The organism is Mitsuokella apri (assembly GCF_051886055.1).
Taxonomy (GTDB): Bacteria; Bacillota; Negativicutes; order Selenomonadales; family Selenomonadaceae; genus Mitsuokella.
Window position 1 is genome coordinate 44,735 of record NZ_JBJEXT010000049.1, and the last position, 23,487, is coordinate 68,221.

The 23,487-nt window shown below is 52.8% G+C and carries 20 protein-coding genes and 3 tRNA genes; 13 read left to right on the forward strand and 10 right to left on the reverse strand.

All coding sequences use genetic code 11. The features are described 5' to 3' along the window. The first annotated feature begins 15 nt into the window (after window positions 1-15). The 3 genes from ACI4OH_RS07460 to ACI4OH_RS07470 are packed head-to-tail and all read left to right on the forward strand — an operon-like array spanning window position 16 to window position 2,666. Complete coding sequence (locus ACI4OH_RS07460; RefSeq protein ID WP_435721845.1) at window positions 16-672, forward strand: hypothetical protein; 657 nt, start codon at window positions 16-18, stop codon at window positions 670-672. After that, entirely contained in the window at window positions 669-1,736 is a 1,068-nt protein-coding gene (hydE, locus tag ACI4OH_RS07465; RefSeq protein WP_439784517.1) for a [FeFe] hydrogenase H-cluster radical SAM maturase HydE, read from the forward strand. The genes ACI4OH_RS07460 and hydE overlap by 4 nt, the downstream gene beginning before the upstream one ends. Window positions 1,737-1,772: 36 nt before the next feature. Continuing rightward, entirely contained in the window at window positions 1,773-2,666 is an 894-nt protein-coding gene (locus ACI4OH_RS07470) for an ROK family protein (RefSeq protein ID WP_439784518.1), read from the forward strand. Window positions 2,667-2,717: 51 nt separating this feature from the next. On the opposite strand, the gene ACI4OH_RS07475 is transcribed toward ACI4OH_RS07470, so the two are convergent. The 6 genes from ACI4OH_RS07475 to dhaL form a co-directional block, all read right to left on the reverse strand. After that, window positions 2,718-3,476, reverse strand: a complete 759-nt coding sequence (locus ACI4OH_RS07475; protein WP_435721848.1) for a sulfite exporter TauE/SafE family protein — start codon at window positions 3,474-3,476, stop codon at window positions 2,718-2,720. A gap of 92 nt (window positions 3,477-3,568) precedes the next feature. Beyond that, window positions 3,569-3,643 (reverse strand) — tRNA-Glu (locus ACI4OH_RS07480). Between the two features lie 4 nt (window positions 3,644-3,647). Continuing rightward, window positions 3,648-3,722: transfer RNA gene (locus ACI4OH_RS07485), tRNA-Glu, on the reverse strand. 4 nt (window positions 3,723-3,726) lie between these two features. Beyond that, a tRNA-Glu gene (locus ACI4OH_RS07490) sits at window positions 3,727-3,801 on the reverse strand. A gap of 24 nt (window positions 3,802-3,825) precedes the next feature. Further along, window positions 3,826-5,316 carry a glutamate--tRNA ligase gene (gltX, locus tag ACI4OH_RS07495; protein ID WP_432646358.1) on the reverse strand — a complete coding sequence of 497 codons (1,491 nt, stop codon included), beginning with the start codon at window positions 5,314-5,316 and terminating at the stop codon, window positions 3,826-3,828. Window positions 5,317-5,417: 101 nt separating this feature from the next. Continuing rightward, on the reverse strand, window positions 5,418-6,041 hold the full coding sequence (dhaL, locus tag ACI4OH_RS07500; protein WP_435721849.1) for a dihydroxyacetone kinase subunit DhaL: 624 nt from the start codon (window positions 6,039-6,041) through the stop codon (window positions 5,418-5,420). A 258-nt stretch (window positions 6,042-6,299) separates the two neighbouring features. On the opposite strand from dhaL, the gene ACI4OH_RS07505 reads away from it, so the two are divergent. From ACI4OH_RS07505 to ACI4OH_RS07515, 3 genes are all read left to right on the forward strand, one after another. Next, window positions 6,300-7,190 (forward strand): LysR family transcriptional regulator, encoded by an 891-nt coding sequence (locus ACI4OH_RS07505; RefSeq protein ID WP_432646360.1) that lies wholly within the window; start codon window positions 6,300-6,302, stop codon window positions 7,188-7,190. A 158-nt stretch (window positions 7,191-7,348) separates the two neighbouring features. Next, window positions 7,349-8,041, forward strand: a complete 693-nt coding sequence (locus tag ACI4OH_RS07510) for a response regulator transcription factor (RefSeq protein ID WP_432646361.1) — start codon at window positions 7,349-7,351, stop codon at window positions 8,039-8,041. Next, window positions 8,025-9,491 (forward strand): sensor histidine kinase, encoded by a 1,467-nt coding sequence (locus tag ACI4OH_RS07515; protein WP_439784519.1) that lies wholly within the window; start codon window positions 8,025-8,027, stop codon window positions 9,489-9,491. Before ACI4OH_RS07510 ends, ACI4OH_RS07515 begins: the two co-directional genes overlap by 17 nt. A gap of 85 nt (window positions 9,492-9,576) precedes the next feature. On the opposite strand, the gene ACI4OH_RS07520 is transcribed toward ACI4OH_RS07515, so the two are convergent. The 3 genes from ACI4OH_RS07520 to ACI4OH_RS07530 all read right to left on the reverse strand — a co-directional run bounded on the left by ACI4OH_RS07520 (window position 9,577) and on the right by ACI4OH_RS07530 (window position 13,420). Continuing rightward, on the reverse strand, window positions 9,577-10,893 hold the full coding sequence (locus ACI4OH_RS07520; protein ID WP_432646363.1) for a serine hydroxymethyltransferase: 1,317 nt from the start codon (window positions 10,891-10,893) through the stop codon (window positions 9,577-9,579). Between the two features lie 73 nt (window positions 10,894-10,966). Then, window positions 10,967-12,226 carry an SLC13 family permease gene (locus tag ACI4OH_RS07525; protein ID WP_432646364.1) on the reverse strand — a complete coding sequence of 420 codons (1,260 nt, stop codon included), beginning with the start codon at window positions 12,224-12,226 and terminating at the stop codon, window positions 10,967-10,969. Between the two features lie 123 nt (window positions 12,227-12,349). Then, window positions 12,350-13,420: an AbrB family transcriptional regulator gene (locus ACI4OH_RS07530; protein ID WP_435721850.1), complete on the reverse strand. Its 1,071-nt coding sequence runs from the start codon at window positions 13,418-13,420 to the stop codon at window positions 12,350-12,352. 233 nt (window positions 13,421-13,653) lie between these two features. On the opposite strand from ACI4OH_RS07530, the gene rfbD reads away from it, so the two are divergent. Further along, window positions 13,654-14,541 carry a dTDP-4-dehydrorhamnose reductase gene (rfbD, locus tag ACI4OH_RS07535; protein ID WP_432646382.1) on the forward strand — a complete coding sequence of 296 codons (888 nt, stop codon included), beginning with the start codon at window positions 13,654-13,656 and terminating at the stop codon, window positions 14,539-14,541. 184 nt (window positions 14,542-14,725) lie between these two features. Continuing rightward, window positions 14,726-15,979, forward strand: a complete 1,254-nt coding sequence (sstT, locus tag ACI4OH_RS07540; RefSeq protein ID WP_439784520.1) for a serine/threonine transporter SstT — start codon at window positions 14,726-14,728, stop codon at window positions 15,977-15,979. An 86-nt stretch (window positions 15,980-16,065) separates the two neighbouring features. Here sstT and ACI4OH_RS07545 read toward each other — a convergent pair whose 3' ends face one another. After that, window positions 16,066-16,401 (reverse strand): cupin domain-containing protein, encoded by a 336-nt coding sequence (locus tag ACI4OH_RS07545; protein WP_439784521.1) that lies wholly within the window; start codon window positions 16,399-16,401, stop codon window positions 16,066-16,068. Window positions 16,402-16,558: 157 nt separating this feature from the next. Here ACI4OH_RS07545 and ACI4OH_RS07550 point away from each other — a divergent pair, with 157 nt between their 5' ends. The 5 genes from ACI4OH_RS07550 to ACI4OH_RS07570 all read left to right on the forward strand — a co-directional run bounded on the left by ACI4OH_RS07550 (window position 16,559) and on the right by ACI4OH_RS07570 (window position 23,466). After that, window positions 16,559-17,317: a YdcF family protein gene (locus tag ACI4OH_RS07550; RefSeq protein WP_439784522.1), complete on the forward strand. Its 759-nt coding sequence runs from the start codon at window positions 16,559-16,561 to the stop codon at window positions 17,315-17,317. Further along, entirely contained in the window at window positions 17,314-18,657 is a 1,344-nt protein-coding gene (locus ACI4OH_RS07555) for an MATE family efflux transporter (RefSeq protein WP_435721851.1), read from the forward strand. Before ACI4OH_RS07550 ends, ACI4OH_RS07555 begins: the two co-directional genes overlap by 4 nt. Window positions 18,658-18,785: 128 nt before the next feature. Continuing rightward, window positions 18,786-20,468 (forward strand): phospho-sugar mutase, encoded by a 1,683-nt coding sequence (locus tag ACI4OH_RS07560; protein WP_435721852.1) that lies wholly within the window; start codon window positions 18,786-18,788, stop codon window positions 20,466-20,468. Window positions 20,469-20,501: 33 nt separating this feature from the next. Then, window positions 20,502-21,857, forward strand: a complete 1,356-nt coding sequence (locus ACI4OH_RS07565) for a phosphohexomutase domain-containing protein (RefSeq protein ID WP_435721853.1) — start codon at window positions 20,502-20,504, stop codon at window positions 21,855-21,857. A 145-nt stretch (window positions 21,858-22,002) separates the two neighbouring features. Further along, on the forward strand, window positions 22,003-23,466 hold the full coding sequence (locus tag ACI4OH_RS07570; protein ID WP_435721854.1) for a phosphoglucose isomerase-related protein: 1,464 nt from the start codon (window positions 22,003-22,005) through the stop codon (window positions 23,464-23,466). Window positions 23,467-23,487: the final 21 nt, after the last annotated feature.

Sequence of the window (23,487 nt, forward strand, 5' to 3'; positions counted from 1 at the left end):
GGGGGAAAATTCTTCATGAGAGCTATGAGAATCATCAAAAATGCATGTTTCGGCGTTATGACAGCAGCTGTCCTTTTTTCGGCGGTACCGGTTTGTCAGGCGAGTGCACGGATTGAAGTGCCGGAAACAGTCTTTCAGTGGGTGCAGTCGACTTCGCGCCAAAATTATTACTTCAATAAAGAGCAGATGTGCTACGGCGTTAAGCCAAATGGTGATATTGATATCGGTACCCTGATTGTGCCGACGCTGCGCACGTTTGACGATGTGCAGAAGCAGGATGTCATCGACAAGCGCCGCTGGAAGATGGAATCGGTCAAGGGCTACGATGATCTCGTCGGCTCGGCCGATTATCTCGCCATTGATTTGCGCAGCCGCACGGTCAAAGTCACGAAACATGATGACCTCGACAGTACCTGGTCGGCACTGAGTTCCAATACAGATGGTCCGACGATCGATATGAACAAGATGTCCGGCAAAGATGTGGAATCCAAGTTCTGCAATGCCATTTTGCAGTATGCGGCCAAACATCAGGATGAACTCTTAGCGCGTACAAAGGGCAAACTCAGTGCAGCGGACGCCAAAATCCTCAAGACGAAGAAAGATCCGCTCTTCCAGCCGGCTGTGAATCCTTTGCAGAACGACACGGTGACGAAGACTGCAGCGAAAAAATGATGACTGGCCAAACTCTTGAACAAAAACTCATAGCAAAGGCGGAGACGGCGCATCAACTGACAAAAATGGAAATTGTACATTTGCTGCAGGCTGTCGGAGCAGAAGATGATTTGGCGAAGGCAGCAGACAGGGTCAGGCAGATTTTTGTGGGAGATGGCGTGCATCTGCGCGGGCTTATTGAGTTCTCGAATATTTGCCGGCAGGACTGCATGTACTGCGGACTGCGCCGTGACAATCATAAGATTGAGCGCTACAGGCTGACGGCTGATGAAATCGTCCGTCTTGCCCAAAAGGCAAAGGGGTATGGCTATCAAACTGTCGTACTGCAGTCCGGTGAGGACCTGTATTTTACGGCAGAGCGACTGGCGGAGATTATTCGGCGCATCAAGAGCATGGACCTTGCTGTCACGTTATCCGTGGGGGAACGCAGTTTTGACGAGTACAAACTCTGGCGTGAAGCTGGGGCTGACCGCTATCTGCTGCGCATTGAAACGACGGATCAGGCCCTTTATGAATCTTTGGATCCCGGCATGAGCTATGAAAACCGCGTGCGCTGTCTCATGGACCTGCGCGCTCTCGGCTATGAAGTCGGAACAGGGACGCTGGTAGGTCTGCCGGGGCAGAGTGTAACTTCCATTGCAGAGGATATTCTCTTTTATCAGCAGCTCGATGCCGATATGGTCGGCATCGGCCCGCTGATTCCAAATCCGGACACGCCTTTAGGGAAGGCGGACAAGGGCGATTTTCATTTGACGCGGCGTATGGTGTCGCTTTTGCGCCTGCTTCTTCCGGAAGCGAACATCCCTGCGACGACGGCAATGGAGACGATGGTGCCGCGTGGAAGAGAGCTCATCCTCGCGTCAGGAGCCAACGTCGTTATGCCGAATGTCACGGAAGGGGATTCGCGCCGGAAATACGCACTTTATCCCGGCAAAATCTGTGTGGCCGATACGCCGGCACAGTGCCGCAGCTGCATGGGCGGACGCATCAAGGCGATGGGGCGCTATGTTGCATCAGACAAGGGCTTTCGTCATCACCGGCAGGTGCAGCAGGAGCGTTCCTGATATCAGGCCGATAGAATATAGAAAGGAAGGGACTTTATGAAAAAATATGCTGTCATCGATATAGGCGGTACTTCCATCAAATATGGCTGTGCTACGGAAGAAGGGTCCTTCCTGGAAAAATCTTCACAGCCGACACGGGCACGTGTTGACGGCGGTGCCGTCATCCCGCAAAAAGTCATCGCGATTGTCAGGGACCTGGCAAAACGTCACGAACTTGCCGGCGTGGCCATTGATACGGCCGGTATTGTGCGGCCGGGCACAGATGGTGAGATTGTCTTTGCTGGCGAGGCGACTTTTCCCGGGTACAGCGGCACAAAGCTCGGTAAAATTGTCCGCGAGGCGGTCGGTCTGCCTGTTCTCGTTGAAAACGATGTCAATGCAGCGGCACTCGGCGAGGTCTGGCTGGGCGCTGCTAAGGATGCAGAATCCGCCTTTATGATGACCATTGGCACGAATCTTGGCGGCTGTTTTGTGCAGCAAGGCAGAATCTGGCATGGTGCAAGCTTCAGTGCCGGCGAGCTCGGGTATCTGCGCCTGCACGGAGAGAAGCGCATTTTAGAAGATGTCGCTTCGACCCGCGCCCTGATTCGCGACGCCGCTTTTGCCAACAATATGAGCCCCTCGGAAATTACGGGCGAGATGGTCTTTGAGTGGGCGCAGGAGGGCGATGAAGATGCGCTGACGGCAATTTCCACCTTGGCGGATAATCTCGGCGAAGGCATTGCGGCCGTCTGCTGCCTCTTAAATCCTGAAGTCATCGTACTCGGGGGCGGCATCATGGCTCAGAAGAAAATCATGGGGCCCATGCTGCAAAGAAGACTGGAAACGCTCGTTATGCCGGCCATGCGGGAACATACGCGTTTGGAATTTGCCGTACTTGGCAATGATGCGGGCATGCTCGGCGCATTGTATGCACTGCTTCATGCATGAAAAAACAGGTCATCCTTTTGGGATGGCCTGTTTTTTATTGCCCTGAAGGCATCAGTGGAATAAAATCATGATGATGCCGCCGACTGCCGGCATGCCGACAATGGCAACTTTCAGGAGGGGCAGGGGGGCGAGATGCGTGCCTTTGGCGCCGAACCAGGCGCCGACCATGAGCCCTGCAAGTGTCTGGATGAAGATCGGAAAATCGAGACGGCCGTTGAAGAGATAGCTGAGGCCGCCGGCTGCCGAGATCGGCAGGATGACCATCATGCAGGTACCGATGGTCTGCAAAAGCGGTACGCCAAAGACGACCATGAGGGCGAGCTGAATATAGGCAGCGGCACCGATGCCGAAGGCACCGGAGATAAAGCCCATGAAAACGCCGATGGCAATGCCGTGTGTCCATAGTTTGCGGCCGGTCAGGAGTTCATGGCGGACGTGAAGGTGGCGGTCAAGCCACTTGGCTTGATAGAGCTTGATGTAAAGCGTGACGGCGCTCGAAAAGAGCACAAAGCCCGTGATGGAGCTCAATAAATTAGAAGGCATCATATTGGAGAAATTCGCGCCGAAGATGGCACCGACAATGCCGCCAAGGCCGAGTACGGCACCCGTCTTGATGATGACTTCGTGCTGGCGGAAATGACTGATGGTGCCGGAGAGCATGGTAAAGACCATGGAAGCCAAAGCCACGGCAAGGGCGGTGTGAATCGGTACATGAAAGCCGACGGTCAAAAGGGTGATGGTAACGCCGGCACCGCCTGCACCGACGAAGCCAATCAGGGCGCCGAGGGCAAGCATAGAGGCAAAGAGCATGGGAATCGTCCTTTCTAACTTTTATAAGTCGTATAAGAAGAAAGAGAAAAATAAAAAGCCAGGAGCTTGCGCGTCCTGGCTGTAATTTCAAATGGTGACACCTATGGGATTCGAACCCATGAACCCGGCGTGAGAGGCCGGTGTCTTAACCGCTTGACGAAGGTGCCGGAGTGGTGACACCTATGGGATTCGAACCCATGAACCCGGCGTGAGAGGCCGGTGTCTTAACCGCTTGACGAAGGTGCCGGAGTGGTGACACCTATGGGATTCGAACCCATGAACCCGGCGTGAGAGGCCGGTGTCTTAACCGCTTGACGAAGGTGCCACGTAACTGACTTAAATAATTATATTACAACTCCTGCAGTTTGGCAAGACTTTTTTTGAGGCGCTCCATAGAAATTTTTTTGCCAAGCAGCGAGAGAATCTCCGTAGCACCGCCCGGCGTGACTTTCTGACCGGCAGCAGCAATGCGCAGAACCCACATGGCAAGGCCTTTTTTGATGCCCTGTTCTTCAATATACGCATTGAGTTTTTCGTAAAGAGCATCGTTGTTCCAATTTTCTTCTGGAACGGCCTCGAGCAGGGCCATCATGCCCGGCAGGAGTTCAGCGGCTTTTTCCGGCGTGACTTTGTTGCGCTTGTTGACATAGAGCTCCGCGTCAAAAGCCGGTTGCTCGATGAGGAAGGCGATTTCCTGCGGCAGGTCGCCAAGGCGCTGGATGCGGGTTTTGAGGAGTGATGAGAGACGGCCCCAGTTCTTTTCGAGGTAATCCGGCAGCTCGCCTGCGAACGGGCGCGCCATCTTGGCAAAGTCTTCGTCGCTCATGGCCTTGAGGTATTCGCCGTTGATCCAGCCGAGCTTGTCGTAGTCGAAGACGGCCGGCGATTTGGAAAGGCCCTCGAGGCTGAAGTGTTCAATGAGTTCATCCATCGAGAAGATTTCCTGATTCGTCGTTTTCGGATTCCAGCCGAGCAGGGCAACGTAGTTGACAATGGCATCGGGCAGATAACCTGCCTTGACAAGGTCGTCGAAGCTCGTGGCACCATGGCGCTTCGAGAGTTTCGACGTGGAACCGTCGGCGTTCTTGCCCATGACCGGAGCGAGGTGGATAAACGTCGGAACTTCCCAGCCAAAGGATTCATAGAGCAGGATGTATTTCGGCGTAGACGTGATGAATTCGGCACCGCGCATGATGTGCGTGATATGCATGAGGTGGTCATCGATGACGTTGGCAAAGTTATAAGTCGGCATGCCGTCGCGCTTCAAAAGGACCTGGTCCTCGAGTTCTTCGTTCTTGATGGTGATGTTGCCGTGCAGCACATCGAAGAAGGTCGTTTCGCCCGTCAGCGGCATCTTCTGACGGATGACGTACGGATCGCCGTTTTTGAGGTGTTCTTCAATGACTTCCGGGGAAAGATTGCGGCAGGTGCGGTCATAGCCGCCGAATTTGCCGGCCGAATGGTCTTCTTCCGGATCGCAGAAGCAGTAGTAGGCATGGCCCGTCTTGACGAGTTCTTCTGCGTATTTCTTGTAGAGGTCAAGGCGTTCGCTCTGGACGTATGGGGCATAAGGGCCGCCAAGCGCCGGGCTTTCGTCCGGGATGATATGGGCCATCTCAAGCGTGCGGTTGATGAAGTCGACGGCATCGGCGACGTAGCGCGTGCGGTCGGTATCCTCAATGCGCAGGATGAACTGGCCTTTCTGGGATTTTGCATAAAGATAGCCGTAAAGGGCGGTGCGCAGGTTGCCGATATGCATGTAACCTGTCGGGCTCGGCGCGAAACGCGTGCGAACAATCTGCTGTGTCAATGGAATTCCTCCTCTTATATATAGAAGCATTGTCTTCGAAATATCTTTTAAAAGTATACTACAGAAACTGTTTGGAGACAAGAAAAGACAAGGGGCTCAGGCCGCCTTGCCTTTTTGTGTATCTGCTGTTTTTATTTCTTGAGGAAATTATAGAGAGCGCGGTACATGAGCATCGAGCTCACGGCGCCGGGGTCCTCATGGCCGATGCTGCGTTCTCCGACGAGACTGGCGCGTCCGCGGCGGGCAGCGACCGTCTTCGTGAAATCAACGCCTTCCTTTGCGGCGTGTGAAGCTTCCTGCAGGACTTCAAACAGCGTTTTGCCTTCGGCATTCTCAGGCAGGAAGCAGTCGTGAATCGGAATCAGGGCATCGAGCATGGTCTTATCGCCTTTTTGGGCATGGCCGCGTTTTTCAATGCCTTCAATAGCGGCACCGAGCAGCTTTTCAAAAGAAGCGATATTGAGCTTGGTCTCGTCATCGCAGACTTCGGAAGCTTTGACAAAACCCGTGCCGTAGAGAGGACCGGCGGCTCCGCCTACATTGTGAATGAACGCTTTGCCGATGGTGTAGAGGACAGGTCCTGGTTTTGTCGTATCGTCCATTTCTTCTACCGCATCGACGGCAGCGCGGAAGCCGCGGGCCATATTGATGCCGTGGTCGCCATCCGCAATCTGCCGGTCAAGGTCTGTCAAATAATCTTTCTGGGCAATGATCGCGGCAGCCACTGCGTCGAGTGCGTCTTTGATTCTTGTCATATGAAAAACTCCTTTTTATAACATAACGATGTCATCAATCGCAATTATCCCGATAATACAAATTATATTATAGCATGAGCTCTAAAAATCACAAGTGTGAATTGACAGAAATATAGGAGAAGAATAACTCTTCCAATCTATAATTTTATGGAAAAAGATTTGCCTATTTTTGAAGGAAAAAGTATAATAGCATAAAGAGATATAGGACGTATGAATATTTGCTATAGACGACGGCTTGGTCCGGAAAGAGAGAGTATTATGGAAATCAAGGATATGCGGGCATTTTATGCCATTGTGGAAGAAGGCAATATCAGTCACGCGGCGCAGAGGCTCGACATCGCCCAGCCGGCACTTTCCAGGCAGATGAAGAGACTGGAGACATCGCTCGGCGTGCAGCTCTTTGAGCGCGGCAGCCGCCGCATCCGTCTGACGGATGCAGGACGCGTGCTGTATTCCCGCGTGGAACACATTCTCGGCATGGTCGATGGTACCGTGCGCGAAATTACCGAAATCGGCTCTGGCGTGGCTGGTTCCATTCAGCTCGGCACCATCACGACCTCCGGGGCTCTTTTGCTGCCGGAACTCATCTCGGAATTTCATCGCCGTTATCCGCAGGTGACGTATCAGATCTGGGAAGCAGAGGGGGCGCGCATTCTCGAGCTTCTCGACAACCGCGTCATTGAGATCGGCATCACGCGCACACAGGTCGACTCCAAAGTCTATGAGTCCATCGTCCTGCCGAATGAACCGCTCGTCGTTGTCATGAATAAGGAAAAAATCCTCGGCGGTTCGCGGCAGGAAATCCGCATGGAAGAACTGCGCGATGTGCCCATCATTATACCCCTGCGCTGGCAGAGCATGTTTGTGGCCAACTGCCGCAAACTCGGTTTTGAGCCTCATATTGTCTGTGTTTCGGACAGTATTGTACAGGACCTTCTGCTTGCTAAGATGGACATGGGGGCAGCTATTCTGCCGGTTTCTTCAAGGACACTGCTGACGGACGGCAACCTTTATTATAAGAAACTTGTGGAGCCGGAGATGAGCACACATACGGTCATTGCCTGGCTCAAGAACCGTACGCTGTCTTCTTCGAGCAAGCATCTCATCAAATTGTTCCGTGAGATGTTCCTCGGGGAGCAGGACCGTTAATATAAGATCGTTGTTTGAAAGCAATTAAATTCGAATTAAATCAGAAGAAAGGCCTTCCTTTTTTCCTGCAACTGCGATATAGTAGAGATATATTAAAAAATATATCTCTTTTTTTCTTATCTTTTGTTCGTGCATACATGCATAATGGAGGGACAGACATGGATAAACCAGTTCGTATCTTTATTGTAGAGGATGAACGCCGCATTGCGCGTTTCCTGCAGATTGAGCTTGAACATGAAGGCTTTGAGACGGAGACGGAAGAGAACGGCACGCGCGCGTATGAGCGCATCATGCAGGGAAATTTTGACTTGGTGCTTCTCGATGTCATGCTGCCGGGTATGGATGGCCTGACCATCTGCAAGCGCGTGCGTGAGGTTTCCTCGCTGCCCATCATCATGCTGACGGCCAAAGATGATGTGGAAGATAAAGTTGCGGGCCTTGATATCGGTGCCGATGATTATATGACGAAACCGTTTGCCATCGAGGAACTCATGGCGCGCATCCGCAATGCCCTGCGCAAGCATATACCGGATCAGGATGGTGTGCCCCTCGAAGAACGCCTGCAGGTCAAGAATCTCGTCATGTATCCGAAGCGTTATGAAGTTGAGGTCGATGGCGAGCCGGTCCATCTGACAAAAAAAGAATATTCTCTGCTCGAGTACATGATGCGCAATAAGCGCACGGTGCTGACGCGCGACCAGATTCTTGAAAAGGTCTGGGGCTATGATTACAGCGGCGACACGAATGTCGTCGATGTCTATATCCGCTATCTGCGCGCCAAACTTGACGACCATTTCCATGAAAAATACATCTATACGGTGCGGGGCGTAGGCTATGCTGTCAAAGAGTAAGGCCGCTTTGCGCAGACTGTATCTTGAAAGTCCTCTGTGGCGCATGAAGATTTCTACAAAAATCACCTGCCTTTACGCAGCTATCCTGCTTTTGGTACTGGTGCTCACGAGTGTCATCATGGGGCTCGGCACCTATTACACCTTTTATCATGAGGCGGAAACCGAAATCAAGATCGCCATGGAGCGCATGCAGGAGGGAATCGAAGAATCCAGCAGTCTGCAGGCTTACTTGAATGAGAAGGATCTTGTTCCGCCGGGAATTGTGCTGCGTGTGACGGACATTACGGGACGCATTGTCTACGAAACGGACTCGCATTATCCATCGCTTGATGTTCTGGATGCGAATCGTGTCAAGAATCCGCCTTTTTGGGCCAATAAAGATATGGATGTTGTGAAGCTGGACCGATTTGTCTTTTACCATGCCAAAATGGATGTAGTGGATCACGGTCAGTTTTACCAGCTTCATTTTTTTAGGACCATTACGGCAGAGAATGTATTTTTGGAAGATCTGCAGATTCTGCTCTTCATCATTACGATTGCAGGTTTCATCATCGCGCTGGCAGCGGGCTATTTTCTCAGCAGGCGTATCCTGCAGCCAATCCGCGATTTGACACAGACCGCGCGCAAGATTGAGGTCGAACGCATGGACAGACGCATCGAAGTGCCGCCGGCCAAGGATGAACTGGCAGAACTTGCGTTGACTTTCAACCACATGCTTGACCGGCTGGAACGCGGCTTTAAGCAGCAGCAGCGCTTCGTTTCCGATGCTTCCCATGAACTGCGGACGCCGGTGACAGTCATTTTGGGGTATTCGGATCTCTTGTCACGCTGGGGCCGTAAGGACACGAAAGTCCTCGATGAAGGCATCACGGCAATTCGCTCGGAGGCCGAAGACATGCAGGACCTCATTGAGAAGCTGCTGTTCCTTGCACGCGCAGACCAAAAGCGCCAAATCCTGCATAAGGATTATGTGAATCTGGCGGAGATTGTCGACGATGCCGTGCGCAAGATGAAACTGGTCACCAAAAACCATACTGTAACACTGACTGCCAATGAAGCGGGCACGATTTATGCAGACCCCGCGACGATGCGTCAGATGATGCGCATTTTCCTTGAAAATGCTGTCAAGTATACGCCGGAAGGCGGTCATATCACAATATCTTCCAGACGTATGCCAGGGGAAAAGGCGATGAAACTGGTCTTTGCCGATGACGGCATCGGCATTGCGGAAGATGACCAGAAAAAGATTTTTGAGCGGTTCTACCGCGCAGACAGTTCCCGCACCAAGGCAGCGGGCAGCGTCGGCGGCACGGGCCTGGGGCTTTCTATTGCCAGCTGGATTGCAGAGCAGCACGATATCAAAATCGAGGTGGAAAGCCAGCTCGGCGAGGGGACGAAATTTATTCTGACCATTCCGCTGGCCGCTGAGCAGAAAAAAGAGAACAATTGATACATCAATACGGCAAAAAGTCCGCCGCGATATTTTCGCGGCGGGCTTTTTTGTTATGACTATATTTTGTGATTTTGCAGGTCAATCAGTGGAACAAACGGCCGAACAGATTCTTTTTCTCGCTGGAAGCGATATGGCGGATGCTGAGTTCATCTGCACCGTTAAAGAAAGTGTCCGGGTCTGCAATTTCAGCCAGCCATTCTTCGGAGTAAATCGGCTTATCAATGAGCATGGAGCTGATTTTTTTGCGGATGACCTCAAGTTCTGCTGCATCGGTTGTGTGCATGGCCTGGGCCAAAAGCTGTCCGACCATGACCATTTCCTTTTCTTTCAGTGAGCGCGTCGTCGGATTGAGACTCGAAAGGCGCAGGACAGGATGGGCAGGGGCATTATCCTTTGAGGACAGGCGTGCTGACTTGACATGGAAACCCGCACGGTGCATATGCTGTTCAATCTGCTGCGGGTCCGTGCCATCTGGCAGGGAAGCGACGACGAGATGGCAGTCTGTATCTCCGCCCCAGACGGTGACACCGGCATCCTGTAAGACGATGCTGAGGGTCTTGGCGTTGTCAATGACCTGTTTTCCGTACAGCCGGAAATTTTCGCTGCCGGCCTCGAGCAGGGCGACAGCAAGTGCGGCCAGGCGGTTTTTATGCAGGGCAGCGTGGCCTGTGTTGACAACAGCGCGGTCAAGCGTTTCGGCAAATTCTTTTTTGCAGAGGATGATGGCGCCCTCAGGCCCCTGCAGAGAGTCGTTCGTCGGGAACGTCACGATGTCGGCATCGGCAACCGGAGAGGGGAGCAGCCCTGCGGCGACAAGTCCGACATTCTGCCCAATATCGACCCAGAGCAGGGCGCCTGCATCATGTGCTGTTTTTGCCAGGCGTTTCGTATCGATGTTGAAGGGGAAACTCGTTGGCGAGAAAATCACGATTTTTGGATGATGGCGTTCAATCTGTTCCCTGAGCTCCTCCCAGTCGATATCGCGGTGCTCCCAGTCGGCACCGAAAGAGGAAAATTTGTAAGAGAGACCGCGGCAAAGCTCCTGCTTGCGTCCATTGAAGGAAAGAACGGGGTCGCCGGGTTTCAGTAAGGCCAGAAAGACAACACGGGAAGCCGAGCGGATGCTGCTGAGACGGACGATGGCGTGCTCTGCACCAAAACGCCTTTTTGCGCGTTCAGCTGCGATGTGCTCGAAACGGCCCGTGCGGCTGATGCCGTGATAGTCCGTGCTGACGTTGGCAAGGATGCTGCCCTCAAGATAAGCAGCGAGTGGGGACTCGGCATTGATGGTCGGGATGAGCGACAGGGTAAAACGCTGTTCTTCGATTTCATCCTGGAACTCCGCAAAAACTTCTTCATCGAGTTTTTTCAGTGTGCCCAATAATTCTTCTCTATCCATATGATTACCTCGTATTCTAAAAGATTCGTAAAAATATCACAAAATCATCGTCTGTATCTATTGGCAGCTGTCCTTAGAACGGCCATACGAGCGGGATGATGACCGCACATACAATCAAAGAAATGAAGACGAGCGGCAGACCGACTTTGACATAATCCATGAAATGGAATTTGCCCGGGCTCAGGACGAGCGTATTCGGCGGCGTAGCAACTGGCGTCGTGAATGCGCAGGAAGCGGCGATGCCGATGGCCATGAGTACTGGGAACGGCGAAACGCCGATGGACTGGGCAATCGAGATGCCAATTGGCGCCAGCAGGGCCGCTGCTGCCGTGTTCGACATGAACTGCGTGAGACCGCAGGAAAGCAGGAACAGTGCTACGACGATGATCATCGGGGATGCATTGGAGCCGATGATGTTGACAACGAAGGCTGCAATCATGGCGCCGGCACCAGTCTTATCCATGGCCTCTGCCAGCGGCAGCATGCCTGCAAACAGGAAAATTGTCGTCCAGTCAATGCCGCCGTAGGCCTGTTTTTCACTGAGGCAGCCCGTAATGACGCAGGCCAGTGCACCGATGATGGCAGATACCTGCATCGGGACGTTGATGGTCTTGGAGAGGGCCATGGCGACGACCACGAGAATCAGGATGGCTGCGCAGATGGCCATTTTGCGCGTATCTTTTGGCAGGTCCGAAGTGAGATCGCTCAGGGCACTGTCGATATGGCCATGCGGGCAGAGGCGGCGTCCGATTGTCAGCATGTAAATGAGGCCGGCCAGGGACAGCGGAATGCCGATCCAGGCGAATTCGAAGAATCCGAAAGGCTGCAGGCCGCTGGCGGAAAGCGTTGCACTCATGAGGATGTTTGGCGGCGTGCCGATCATCGTGATGGTACCGCCGACGTTGGCAGCTACAGCAAGGGCCATGAGCTGCGGCGAAACGGCAAGGCGTGCAACCGCGCAGATCTGGATGACGACGGGCATAAGGCAGGCGACCGTAGCCGTATTCGAGGAGACGGATGACAGGGCGATCGTGACAATCATGATGGCGGCCATCAATCGTTTTTCGCCTGTGCCGGCAGCATGGACGACAGTGATGCCGATGCGTTGGGCAAGGCCTGTCTGGAACATGGCCGCACCGATGACGAACATGCCCGCGAACAGGACGACCGTGGAATTCGAAAGACCGGAAAATACCTGCTTTGGCGTCAGGACGCCGAGCAGACCGAGCGCGATAGACGCTCCCATGGCGGTAACGGCCAAGGGAATGAGCTCGGTTACGAAGAAGAAAGCGGCAACCCCGAGGACAATCAGGGTCAGTACTGCTGGATCCATACATCAGGCCCCCTTAAAAAAATAAAACAAATAAACAATCTTATTTGCTTTATTTATTCGGCGCTTTTTGTATTTTTTCCTTGTTGGTTTAAAAATTTTATGGGAAGAAGCGTGAAGCGTATTTTATTTTTTTGTTTCCGTGGCAGCAGGGAACTGTTTTTTTCGATAAAGATAGACGATGCCGCGGGCGATGTAAGGGAAGACCAGCATGATGAAAAGCAGCCGCGTGAGCTGATATGCAACCATCGTTGAGCTGTCAGCACCGACAACGAGCGCGGTGATGCCCATTTCAGTCAATCCGCCGGGCGCGGTTGAGAGAAAAGCCGTGGCGAGGTCGATGCCCGTTAGATTTGAAATCGTATAGCCAAGGACCATGCTGATGCAGAGCACGAGCAGCACGCCGCCTAAGAGGAGCTTGCCCATGCCGTGATATTGATGCAGGCGTGTGAGGTCGACGCTGGAACCGATATAAGCACCAACGAGAATCTGTGCGGCATTGATGTAATGAACCGGAACAGCTGGCGCGGAAGAATCCGTGAGGACGACAAAAGCTGCCGTGCTGAGGATAGGACCGAGCATTGGCGCGGTCGGCAGATGAATTTTTTTGGCGATGATGGCGCCGAGAATAGCGACAGCGGCAAACATCAGGATTTCTGTCAGGGAACCTGCCTGATGCACAGCCTGCGCTGTTCCTGTATGAGAAGCAGGCGGCAGCACATGGATGGTCAGGAAAGGGATGACGAAAACAACGGAGAGCATGCGCAGCGTCTGCATGATGGTGACAGCGGTGAGGTCGGCATCGCGTATTTCATCGGCGAGGATAACCATCTGGGAAAGGCCGCCCGGCACGCAGCCTAAAAGGCAGCTCGTGAAATTGATCTTTGTATGGCGGAACATCAGCCAGGCCGTGAACACGCCGGCTGATACCGTGATGAGGGTGGCCGAAATCATCAATGGGAACTGCGAGAGGATGGCACGGCCCGTCTCGATGGTAAAAGGACGCCCCATGGCATAGCCGAGCAGGATGAGCGCTGTATTGCGGATGCGCAGGGACCAGCAGAAAGGCCGTTTGCGGATGAGGGACCCCAGGGCGACGAAGACAATCGGACCCAGTGTCCAGGGCAGCGGTGCATCGAGAAAGCTCATGACGATGCCGCCGATGATGGAAAGAATCAGGGTTTTTAAGTATTCCATAAAATCTCCAATATCCAATATTAATGATACAAAAAGAAAGTAAAGCTCTGTGCGACTCACTCAGTATAACATAGATACGCAAATAAGAAACAGGGAAAATCTTTCATTCTATACTTTTCTAGAATAGAAGCAGGAAGTTTGTACTTTATGGAAGAATAGATAAAAAGATTTAAAATGCGAATATGTGAAACACATCGATGCGGAGTGAGAGAAAGAGAAGGGAGTTTATGAGCATGAGGGTACTGGTTACGGGTGTTACGGGGCAGCTTGGCCACGATTGTGTCCTGGAACTGAAGGACAGAGATATAGAAGTACAGGGGGTATCAAGCAGGGACTTTCCCCTGACGGATGCGGAGGCAATGCGCCGTTATATGGAAGCATATAAGCCCAGCGTGGTCATTCATTGTGCAGCTTATACGGCTGTAGACCGTGCAGAGGATGACGAGGCGCGCTGCATGGCTGTAAATGCTCAGGGAACAGCGGCCCTGGCACGCCTTTGCCGTGACTTTCATGCGAAAATGGTTTACATCAGCACGGACTATGTCTTTCCCGGAGATGGAACAGAGCCTTATGAGATTGATGATCCAAAGGGGCCGAAAAACGTCTATGGCAAATCGAAACTGGAGGGGGAAGAAGCCGTACAGCAGATACTCAGGCGTTTCTTCATCGTGCGGATCTCATGGGTATTTGGCATCAACGGGGGAAATTTTGTTCGCACGATGCTGAGACTTGGCAGAACGCATAAGGAACTCACGGTCGTCGATGACCAGGTCGGCTCGCCGACTTACACGCGTGACCTTGCGGTGCTGCTGGCAGATATGATTCAGACAGAGCGCTACGGCATTTATCAGGCGACGAATGAAGGCTTCTGTTCGTGGGCGGAATTTGCAGCCGAGATTTTCCGTCAGGCAGGCATGGATGTCAAGGTGGTGCCGGTGCCTTCTTCTGCTTATCCGACGCGCGCTGTGCGTCCGCATAATTCAAGACTCAGCAAGGCTAGTCTGACGAAAGCAGGATTTTCTCTTTTGCCGCGCTGGCAGGATGCCATAGGGCGGTACTTCATCGAATTGGAGAGCCTGAAGGAGCAGGAAGCGCGGGAAGAAGAAATGGCACAAGTCTGATTTACAAGAACTGTATTCCAAGCGTGCACATATTTATGATATGTGCACGCTTTTTCCATGGGCTGGATACAGAGTACGCGTATAATACACAAAAAACGTAAAAAGTCTTGCATCCTTACACTGTTTAGTATATACTAACATATGTATTTTTGAGAGAAACGCTTGGCGTTCAAGGAGGATTCATATGTTACATAAGATTGGCAAGAAGTATCAGGAGACCGCTCTCATCAAGCTCATTGCGGTCGGTCTGGTGCTCGGTATCATCATTGCCCTGGCTGCACCGCAGGCCGTACCGGCTGTGGCAGTTCTCGGCGATCTCTTTGTCCGTGCCCTCAAGGGCGTGGCTCCGATTCTCGTCTTTATACTCGTCATGAATGCACTGGCACAGAAGAATTCGGATGCCAGTGCCTCGATGAAACCGATTGTGCGGCTCTACATCGTGGCTACGTTCTGTGCATCGCTCGTCGCCGTGGCATATTCTTTTGCATTTCCGACGGTCCTGCACCTGCAGGTCGCTCCTGACGCGCAGCTGGCACCGCCGTCCGGCATCATCGAAGTTCTGCACAACCTCATTCTGTCAGTTGTCGATAACCCGATTCATGCCCTGGCAAATGCAAATTACATCGGCATCCTCGCATGGGCCTGCCTGGCGGGCATTGCGCTGCACGCTGCCAACGATACGACAAAGACCATGCTGAACGATTTTGCCAAGACTGTTACGAAAATCGTGCAGTGGATTATCCGCTTTGCTCCGTTCGGTATCATGGGCCTCGTTGCCAATGCCATCGGCACGAGCGGTCTCGGTGCACTGCTTGGCTACATCCAGGTCCTCGGTGTGCTGCTTGCCGCGTTCTTCTCGGTCGCTTTGATCATGAATCCGCTTATCGTGTACCTTCATATTCATCGCAATCCGTATCCGCTCGTCTGGACGACACTTAAGGAAAGCGGCCTCTATGCATTCTTTACGCGCAGTTCGGCAGCAAATATCCCGGTTAATCTTTCCCTTTGCAAGCGCCTCGGCCTAGATGAGGATACGTACTCGATTTCCATTCCGCTTGGTGCGACCATTAACATGAGTGGTGCAGCCATTACGATTGCCGTGCTTTCGCTCGCCGCAGCGCATACGCTCGGCATCAGCATTGACCTGCCGACGGCCCTGCTTCTCTGCATCGTTTCGACCATCGGCGCCTGCGGTGCGTCGGGTGTTGCCGGCGGTTCGCTGCTGCTGATTCCAGTTGCCTGCGCATCCTTCGGCATCGGCAATGATATCGCCATGCAGGTCGTCGGTGTCGGCTTCATCATCGGTGTCATTCAGGATGCCTGTGAGACGGCCCTCAATAGTTCGACGGATGTCCTGTTTACGGCAACGGCGGAATTTGCCCAGCGTGCTAAGGAAGGCAAACTGCGCGATGAAGACCTTGTCCCGCATAACAACTGATTGCAGCAAATCATGAAATGAGAGCATAAAAAATGCTGTCCGTTTTCGGACAGCATTTTTATTTTGCAGATGACAGGAAGCGTCCGTCACTTGCGGATGATCAGGGCCATGAAGACAAGGTCTTCGGTTTTTGAGATATTGCGGATACCGTGTTTTTCTCCGTCCGGGCAGAACGTGGTCGTGCCGGCGCCGATTACAGACTCGGTGCCGTTGTCGTTGTAGAGGGCCTCGCCCGAGAGAATGTGATACGTCTCGGTGTTGCCTTCGTGCTTATGGACATCGATGCCGCAGAGGGGCGGGACGATGACTTTTGCGTACATGTCGCATTTGCCGTCGAGCTCTGCCGGCGTCAGGAGCTTGACGAGCGAAATCGTGCCGATGCCTTTATTTGCCTGCATGGGTGCTGGTTCAATGAATGCCATGATAAACTCTCCTTTTTAACGAGTGAATGCCTTGCCGCAGGGCGGCAAGTCTGATACAATGGATATACAATTTATAGTTTCTAGATAAATGCGGGGATTCCTCTATGCAGATGGAATTTGCGCTTTATTTTTTTGGATGATATTTGGAGGATATGAAATGGTTTATCTCTTGAAGTTCGGAGCGAGCTGGATTCTGCCGCCCGGTATCTTCATCCTGCTGTTTTTTGCTTTAGCCGTCTGGCTCTGGAAAAAACGCGGCGAAAAAAAGGCTGCAGCCATACTATTTGGACTGACTTTCGTCTTTTATCTGCTCTGCACGGGCTTTGTGGCTGAAAAGACGATGGGCAGTCTCGAATCTGTCTATGCCCCGCCGGAGAATCCTTCCGGCGATGTCATCATCATGCTGGGCGGCGGTGCGTATAATGATACGCCCGATGTTGACGGCACGGGGACGCTCTGTTCGAGTCCTGCCAGCCGCCTGCTGACGGCCGTGCGACTGCAGCGCAAGCTCGATGTGCCCATCTTGCTTTCCGGCGGGCAGGTTTATGAAGATACAGGCGCGGAAGCAAAGATTGCCAAGCGCGTGCTCATGAGCCTTGGCGTGCCGGAAGATAAAATTCTGACGGAGACCAAGAGCATCAATACGAGCCAGAATGCCAAATATTCAGCGGAAATTTTGAGGGAAAACGGACTTTCCCGGCCAATCCTTGTGACGAGTGCCTTCCATATGAAGCGTTCGGTGCTGAATTTTGCGAAGCAGGGCATAGATGTGGAGCCGTTTCCTACGGATTATATGGTGGCGCATCATCCTGTTTTTCACTATACGAAGCTGCGGCCGCAGACGGAGACCCTGCTTGACAACGTGACGGTCCTGCAGGAAACGCTGCGCACGTTTGTGACGAGGTATCTGGAATGACGAAGAATCTTACCGAAGGCTCGCCGGCCAAATTGATTTTTTTCTTTACGATGCCGCTGATTGCCGGCAATATTTTTCAGCAGCTCTATGCCTTTGTCGATACGCTGATTGTCGGCCGCTTTTTAGGGGTCAACGCGTTGGCTGCTGTTGGCTGTACAGGCTCTTTGATGTTTTTGATGCTCGGCTTTGTCATCGGCTTTTCGACGGGGCTCTCTATTTATACGGGGCAGCGCTTTGGCGCGCGTGATGAAGAGGGGGTACGTCAGAGTGCGGCTGCCTGTGCCGTGCTTTCCCTGTTTGCTTCTATTATATTGACGGCAGTCGGTGTCCTTTTATGCCGCCAGCTGCTCATCTGGATGCAGACGCCTGTTGAAATTCTCGATGGTGCTTATTCCTTTATCAGCATTGTTTACGCCGGCATCGGCCTGTTCGTCTTCTATCAGACGCAGACGAATCTCATCCGCGCGCTTGGCGACAGCAAGACCCCGACGATTCTTCTGGCCTGCGGCCTGACGCTCAATATCATCTTTGAGCCAATTGCCATCCTTTGCTTTGGCTGGGGGATTCCGGGCGCAGCCCTCGCCACCTTGGCTTCGCAGGTCTGCGGCAATCTCTTGTGCCTGCTCTTCATCATGAAGAAAGTGCCGGCCCTGCACACGCATAAAAGCGACTGGCGGCCCAATCTCAAATTTTATTGGGAGCATCTGCGCATTGCCCTGCCCATGGGCTTTCAGTCGAGCATCATCGCCATCGGCGCGGTCATCCTGCAGGTCGCTCTGAATGACCTTGGACCTCTGGCCGTGGCGGCTTATGCGGCTGCGCAGAAAATTGAATCCATTGCCATGATGCCGATGATGTCGTTTGGCATCGCTATGTCGGCGTACACGGCTCAGAACTACGGTGCACGGAAATTTGAGCGCATCGGCGAAGGCGTGCGCAAATGCTGCTATATGTCCGTGACCTTTGCCGTGCTGGCCGGCGCGGGGCTGATTTTCTTTGGCCCATCCATCATGCATCTCTTTGTCGGGGATGGTGCCCCAGAGGTCATTGACTTTGGTCATGAGTATCTGATTGTCAATGGCTCGTGCTATTGGATTCTTTCGTTCCTATTCATTTTCCGCTATACGCTGCAGGGGCTCGGACAAAGCATCGTGCCGACGATTGCCGGCATCATGGAACTGCTCATGCGTACGGCGGCTGCCCTTTTCCTCTGCAGCTGGCTCGGCTATCTCGGGGCCTGCCTTGCAAATCCCATGGCCTGGATTGGCTCCTGTGTGCCGCTGACCATCGCGTTCTATTGGACGCACAGAAGCTTCCAGAAAAAATATCATCTCAATTGAACGGACTGATGGCAGGATAAAGGCGTTTTCTGTCGAAAAAGAACTATAACAATAGTGGACAGCTGTTGCTGACCGACAAAAGTCAAAATACGATTGCTGACAATGGATTCAGGAAGGGATGGATATCTATGTATCAAGACGAGTACAAACGCTGGGCCGCTGCAGACCTCATTGATTTTGACCTCAATAAGGAACTCAATGATATTGCAGGTGATGATGAGGCCATCAAGGACCGCTTTGCTGTAGCTCTGGAGTTTGGCACGGCTGGCCTGCGCGGTGTGCTGGGCGCCGGCACGAACCGCATGAATATCTGGGTCGTTCGTCAGGCGACGCAGGGCGTAGCCGACTGGGTTAAAACGCAGGGCGGCACGCAGACCGTGGCCATAAGCTATGACAGCCGTCTCAAGGGCTGGAATTTTGCTCGTGAAGCCGCCGGCGTTCTGGCGGCCAATGGCATTCATGTACGCCTTTATGAGGAACTCATGCCGGTGCCGGCCCTGAGCTTTGCGACGCGCTACTATAAATGCAATGCCGGCATCATGATCACGGCTTCGCATAATCCGGCTCAGTACAACGGCTACAAGGCCTATGGTCCCGATGGCTGCCAGATGACGGATGACGCTGCTGCCGTGGTTTACGATTCCATCCAGAAGACCGATGTCCTGACGGGGGCTAAGCATATCAGCTTTGCCGAAGGCGTCGAAAAAGGCCTGATTCAGTTTGTCGGCGAGGACTGCAAAGATGCCTTCTACCAGGCCATCGAAGCACGTCAGGTCCGTCCGGGCCTCGCCAAGACGGCAGGCCTTAAGCTCGTTTATTCGCCTCTGAACGGCACGGGCCTTGTGCCGGTTACGCGTGTCCTCAAGGATATCGGCATCACGGATATCACGATTGTGCCGGAGCAGGAATATCCGAACGGCTACTTCACGACCTGCAGCTATCCGAATCCGGAAATTTTCGATGCTCTCGCCAAGGGCCTTGAGCTTGCCAAGAAAGAACAGGCTGACCTCATGCTCGCGACGGACCCGGATGCAGACCGCGTGGGCATTGCAATGAAATGTGCCGATGGCACGTACGAGCTCGTCTCGGGCAACGAGATGGGCGTACTGCTGCTCGACTACATCTGCCAGGGCCGCATTGAGAAGGGCACGATGCCGAAGAATCCGGTCGCTGTCATGTCCATCGTTTCGACGCCGCTGGCCGATAAGGTCGCAGAGCATTACGGCGTAGAACTTCGCCACGTATTGACGGGCTTCAAGTGGATTGGCGATCAGATTGCCCAGCTCGAAGCAGCAGGCGAGACGGACCGCTTCATCTTTGGTTTTGAGGAAAGCTACGGCTACCTCGCCGGCCCGTATGTCCGCGATAAGGATGCTGTCGTTTCGTCCATGCTGATCTGCGAGATGGCCGCTTATTACCGCTCCATCGGGTCTTCCATCAAGCAGCGCCTTGAAGAAATTTATCAGCAGTATGGCCGTTATTACAATAAGGTCGATGCCTTCTCGTTCCCGGGCCTTTCGGGTATGGACAAGATGAAAGGCATCATGGTGAACCTGCGCAAAAATCCGCCGACGGAATTTGCCGGCAAGAAGGTCGTGGCGACGATTGACTATGCGGAGCCTGAGAAGACGGGGCTGCCGAAGGCCAATGTCCTCATCTATAAACTCGATGACGGTTCTACGGTCGTCGTTCGTCCATCCGGTACGGAACCGAAGATCAAGACGTACTTCACGACGCTGGGCAAGGATCTTGCGGAAGCAAAAGCAGAGAAAGATAAACTGGCAGAAGCCGTCAAGCCGCTTTTGGCCTGAGCTGCTGCCTGATAAAAGTCAGAGGTGTATTGGATGAATTTATCGGCAAAGGGCTTTGGTGCTTTTGACATCCGCGGCCTTTATCCGGAAGTAATCAATGAAGAACTGGCCTATCGCATCGGCCGTGCTTTTCCGGCTCTGTTTGACGCTAGGAAAATCGCGGTCGGCCGCGATATCCGCCTGTCGAGCCCGGCTCTTCAGGAAGCGCTTGTAAAGGGGCTGACGGAAGCCGGCTGTGACGTCATGGATTTAGAGCTCTGCGGCACAGAGATGATTTATTTTGCTGTGCTGCATCATGAACTGGATGGCGGCATCATGGTTACAGGCAGCCACAACACGAAGAAATACAACGGTTTTCAGCTGGTACGCCGCGGGGCACAGCCGATTTCGGAAGATACGGGGCTCAAAGAGCTCGCCGCGGCCGTCATGGCAGGAAATTTTGCCACAGCTGACGAAAAAGCCGGACACGTCGAAAAGATGGATGTCATGGACGATTATATCGACTATCTTCTTTCTTATGTTGACCTTTCCGCTCTAAAGCCCTTTAAGGTCGTGGCGAATACGGGCAACGGTTCTGCCGGTCCTGTCATCAATGCCATAGAAAAGAAGCTGCCGTTTGACATCGTCAAGATTCATAATATCCCCGATGGCGATTTCCCGAACGGTGTACCGAACCCGCTGCTGCCTGAAAACCGCGAAGCGACCGCAAAAATTGTGCGGGAAGAAGAGGCTGACCTCGGCGTGGCCTGGGACGGTGACTTTGACCGCTGTTTTCTGTTTGATAAAGACGGGAACTGCATCGATGGGTATTATCTCGTGGGACTGCTCGCAGAGGCTTTTCTCAAAAAGCAGTCGGGAGAGAAAATCGTCTACGATCCGCGTCTCATCTGGAATACGGAAGAAGTCTGCCGCAAATTTGGCGGTGTGCCGGTCATTTCACGCAGCGGCCATGCCTTTATTAAGGATAAGATGCGTGACTGCGGTGCCGTTTATGGCGGTGAAATGAGCTCACATCATTATTTCCGCGACTTTTCATACTGCGACAGCGGCATGATTCCCTGGCTTCTCGTCATGGAACTCCTGTCGAAGACCGAGGGCAGCAGCCTGTCGGATTTTGTCAAAGCGTGTCGGGAGCGTTATCCGATATCAGGGGAAATCAACAGCAGGGTGGAAGATGCGGATGACGTCATGGCCAAGGTTGAAGCGGCCTATGCAGGTAAAGGCGAGGTCACGAAGATCGACGGACTGTCCATTGCCTTTGACAAGTGGCGCTTTAATCTCCGGAAATCCAATACGGAACCCGTCCTGCGCCTCAATGTAGAAACGCGCGGCGATAAGAAGCTTTGTCAGGAAAAGACGGATGAGCTTTTGCAGCTCATTCGCACATAAGGGAATATTCACAGGAAAAGGGATACATGATATAATAAGTACGTATGGAACCATAGACCTGCTGCATGTATCCTTTTCCCGTGACATCATGCAATGAAAATGGGAAAAAGAAAAGCAGTCAGAATAAGCAGAGGAGTGTTAAAACATGAGTTTGAAACTGAAATCCGGTTTTACGTTCGACTATGACAATCTTTATGGTGAAGGTAAAGTCACGGAAGCAGACCTCAAGTCTTACGAGGAAGACCTCAAAAAAGCGCATGAGGCCATGAAAGTCATGCGTGAAACGGGCTTCATCCGTGCGCATCTTTCCAAAGACGGCGAACCGGAGAAAGTTCTCTTTTCTCAGACGCCGTATGTAGAAGAAGGCCATATCAACAGCCCGAGCTCTTTGAAGCGTCTGCAGGAGCTTCAAGACCATGTCAAAGGCAATGTTGATGTTGTCGTTTCGATGGGCATCGGCGGTTCTTACCTTGGCAACAAGGTTCTCTTTGATGTACAGTGCGGTGCTTATTGGAATGAACTGCCAAAAGAGGAGCGCCATGGCTTCCCGAAAGTTTATTTCAGCGGCAACAATATCGATCCGCGCAGCACGGGCGACCTCATCCATCATCTCGAGAATGAGTCGAAGATTCTTCAGTATCATGAGAAACGCAATCTGAAGGTCCTGCTGCTCGTCATCTCGAAATCCGGCGGCACGCTCGATACGATGTCGGGCTTCATGGTCGTTTATGATGCTCTGCAGAAGTTCCCAGGCATTGACGTGGAAGTCGTCGCTGTCACGGACCCGAACATGGAGAAACAGACGCTCCTCAAGAAGCTGGCCATCGAGAAGGGCTGGCCGCAGTATGCTGTTCCGGACGGCGTCGGCGGCCGTTTCACGGTATTCACGGAAGTCGGCCTGACGCTGGCTGCCTGCATTGGCTTCGATATCCAGTCTTTCCTCAATGGTGCAAAAGACATGGATAAGGCCTGCCAGAACGATGATATCTGGCAGAATCCGGCTATGCTAAACGCAGCTCTGAAATTCGCCGCTTCGGAGAAACACGGCCGTGATATCGAAGTCATGATGCCGTATGGCGATTACCTCAAATCCGTTTCGGAGTGGTACATCCAGCTGCTCGCGGAATCCCTCGGCAAACAGTTCAACAAGGAAGGCAAGGAAGTTTGCTACGGCCGTACGCCGGTTGTTGCTGTCGGCACGACGGATATGCATTCCCAGACGCAGCAGCATCAGGAAGGCAAGCTCAATAAGGTTGTCCAGTTCGTCAAAGTCGAGAACTGGAAAAATGATCTCGTCATCCCGAATGTATTCCCGGAGGCTAAAAAGCTTGCCGATATCTCGGGCGTTACGATGAGCGAGGCCCTTGAGGTTGCTCGCCAGTCGAATGCGGATGCTCTGTCTTCGAACAAGCGTTACAATGCCTGCTTCACGCTGCCGGAACTCAACGCTTACCATCTTGGCGAACTCCTCTATATGCTCGCTATGAGCGTTGCTTATGAAGGCGAACTCGCAGATGTCGATGCCTTCAACCAGCCGGGCGTTGAATCCTACAAGCGCATCATGGGCCCGAAACTTCAGGCTCTCAAAGCTGCTAAAGCAGCAAAATAAAAATATCCCGAGGCTCATCTG

Excerpts from the sequence above, each read along its gene's own strand:
- ACI4OH_RS07460 (WP_435721845.1), top strand. The coding sequence starts at position 16 with ATGAGAGCTATGAGAATCATCAAAAATGCATGTTTCGGCGTTATGACA.
- hydE (WP_439784517.1), top strand. The coding sequence starts at position 669 with ATGATGACTGGCCAAACTCTTGAACAAAAACTCATAGCAAAGGCGGAG.
- ACI4OH_RS07470 (WP_439784518.1), top strand. The coding sequence starts at position 1,773 with ATGAAAAAATATGCTGTCATCGATATAGGCGGTACTTCCATCAAATAT.
- ACI4OH_RS07475 (WP_435721848.1), bottom strand. The coding sequence starts at position 3,476 with ATGCTCTTTGCCTCTATGCTTGCCCTCGGCGCCCTGATTGGCTTCGTC.
- gltX (WP_432646358.1), bottom strand. The coding sequence starts at position 5,316 with ATGCTTCTATATATAAGAGGAGGAATTCCATTGACACAGCAGATTGTT.
- dhaL (WP_435721849.1), bottom strand. The coding sequence starts at position 6,041 with ATGACAAGAATCAAAGACGCACTCGACGCAGTGGCTGCCGCGATCATT.
- ACI4OH_RS07505 (WP_432646360.1), top strand. The coding sequence starts at position 6,300 with ATGGAAATCAAGGATATGCGGGCATTTTATGCCATTGTGGAAGAAGGC.
- ACI4OH_RS07510 (WP_432646361.1), top strand. The coding sequence starts at position 7,349 with ATGGATAAACCAGTTCGTATCTTTATTGTAGAGGATGAACGCCGCATT.
- ACI4OH_RS07515 (WP_439784519.1), top strand. The coding sequence starts at position 8,025 with ATGCTGTCAAAGAGTAAGGCCGCTTTGCGCAGACTGTATCTTGAAAGT.
- ACI4OH_RS07520 (WP_432646363.1), bottom strand. The coding sequence starts at position 10,893 with ATGGATAGAGAAGAATTATTGGGCACACTGAAAAAACTCGATGAAGAA.
- ACI4OH_RS07525 (WP_432646364.1), bottom strand. The coding sequence starts at position 12,226 with ATGGATCCAGCAGTACTGACCCTGATTGTCCTCGGGGTTGCCGCTTTC.
- ACI4OH_RS07530 (WP_435721850.1), bottom strand. The coding sequence starts at position 13,420 with ATGGAATACTTAAAAACCCTGATTCTTTCCATCATCGGCGGCATCGTC.
- rfbD (WP_432646382.1), top strand. The coding sequence starts at position 13,654 with ATGAGGGTACTGGTTACGGGTGTTACGGGGCAGCTTGGCCACGATTGT.
- sstT (WP_439784520.1), top strand. The coding sequence starts at position 14,726 with ATGTTACATAAGATTGGCAAGAAGTATCAGGAGACCGCTCTCATCAAG.
- ACI4OH_RS07545 (WP_439784521.1), bottom strand. The coding sequence starts at position 16,401 with ATGGCATTCATTGAACCAGCACCCATGCAGGCAAATAAAGGCATCGGC.
- ACI4OH_RS07550 (WP_439784522.1), top strand. The coding sequence starts at position 16,559 with ATGGTTTATCTCTTGAAGTTCGGAGCGAGCTGGATTCTGCCGCCCGGT.
- ACI4OH_RS07555 (WP_435721851.1), top strand. The coding sequence starts at position 17,314 with ATGACGAAGAATCTTACCGAAGGCTCGCCGGCCAAATTGATTTTTTTC.
- ACI4OH_RS07560 (WP_435721852.1), top strand. The coding sequence starts at position 18,786 with ATGTATCAAGACGAGTACAAACGCTGGGCCGCTGCAGACCTCATTGAT.
- ACI4OH_RS07565 (WP_435721853.1), top strand. The coding sequence starts at position 20,502 with ATGAATTTATCGGCAAAGGGCTTTGGTGCTTTTGACATCCGCGGCCTT.
- ACI4OH_RS07570 (WP_435721854.1), top strand. The coding sequence starts at position 22,003 with ATGAGTTTGAAACTGAAATCCGGTTTTACGTTCGACTATGACAATCTT.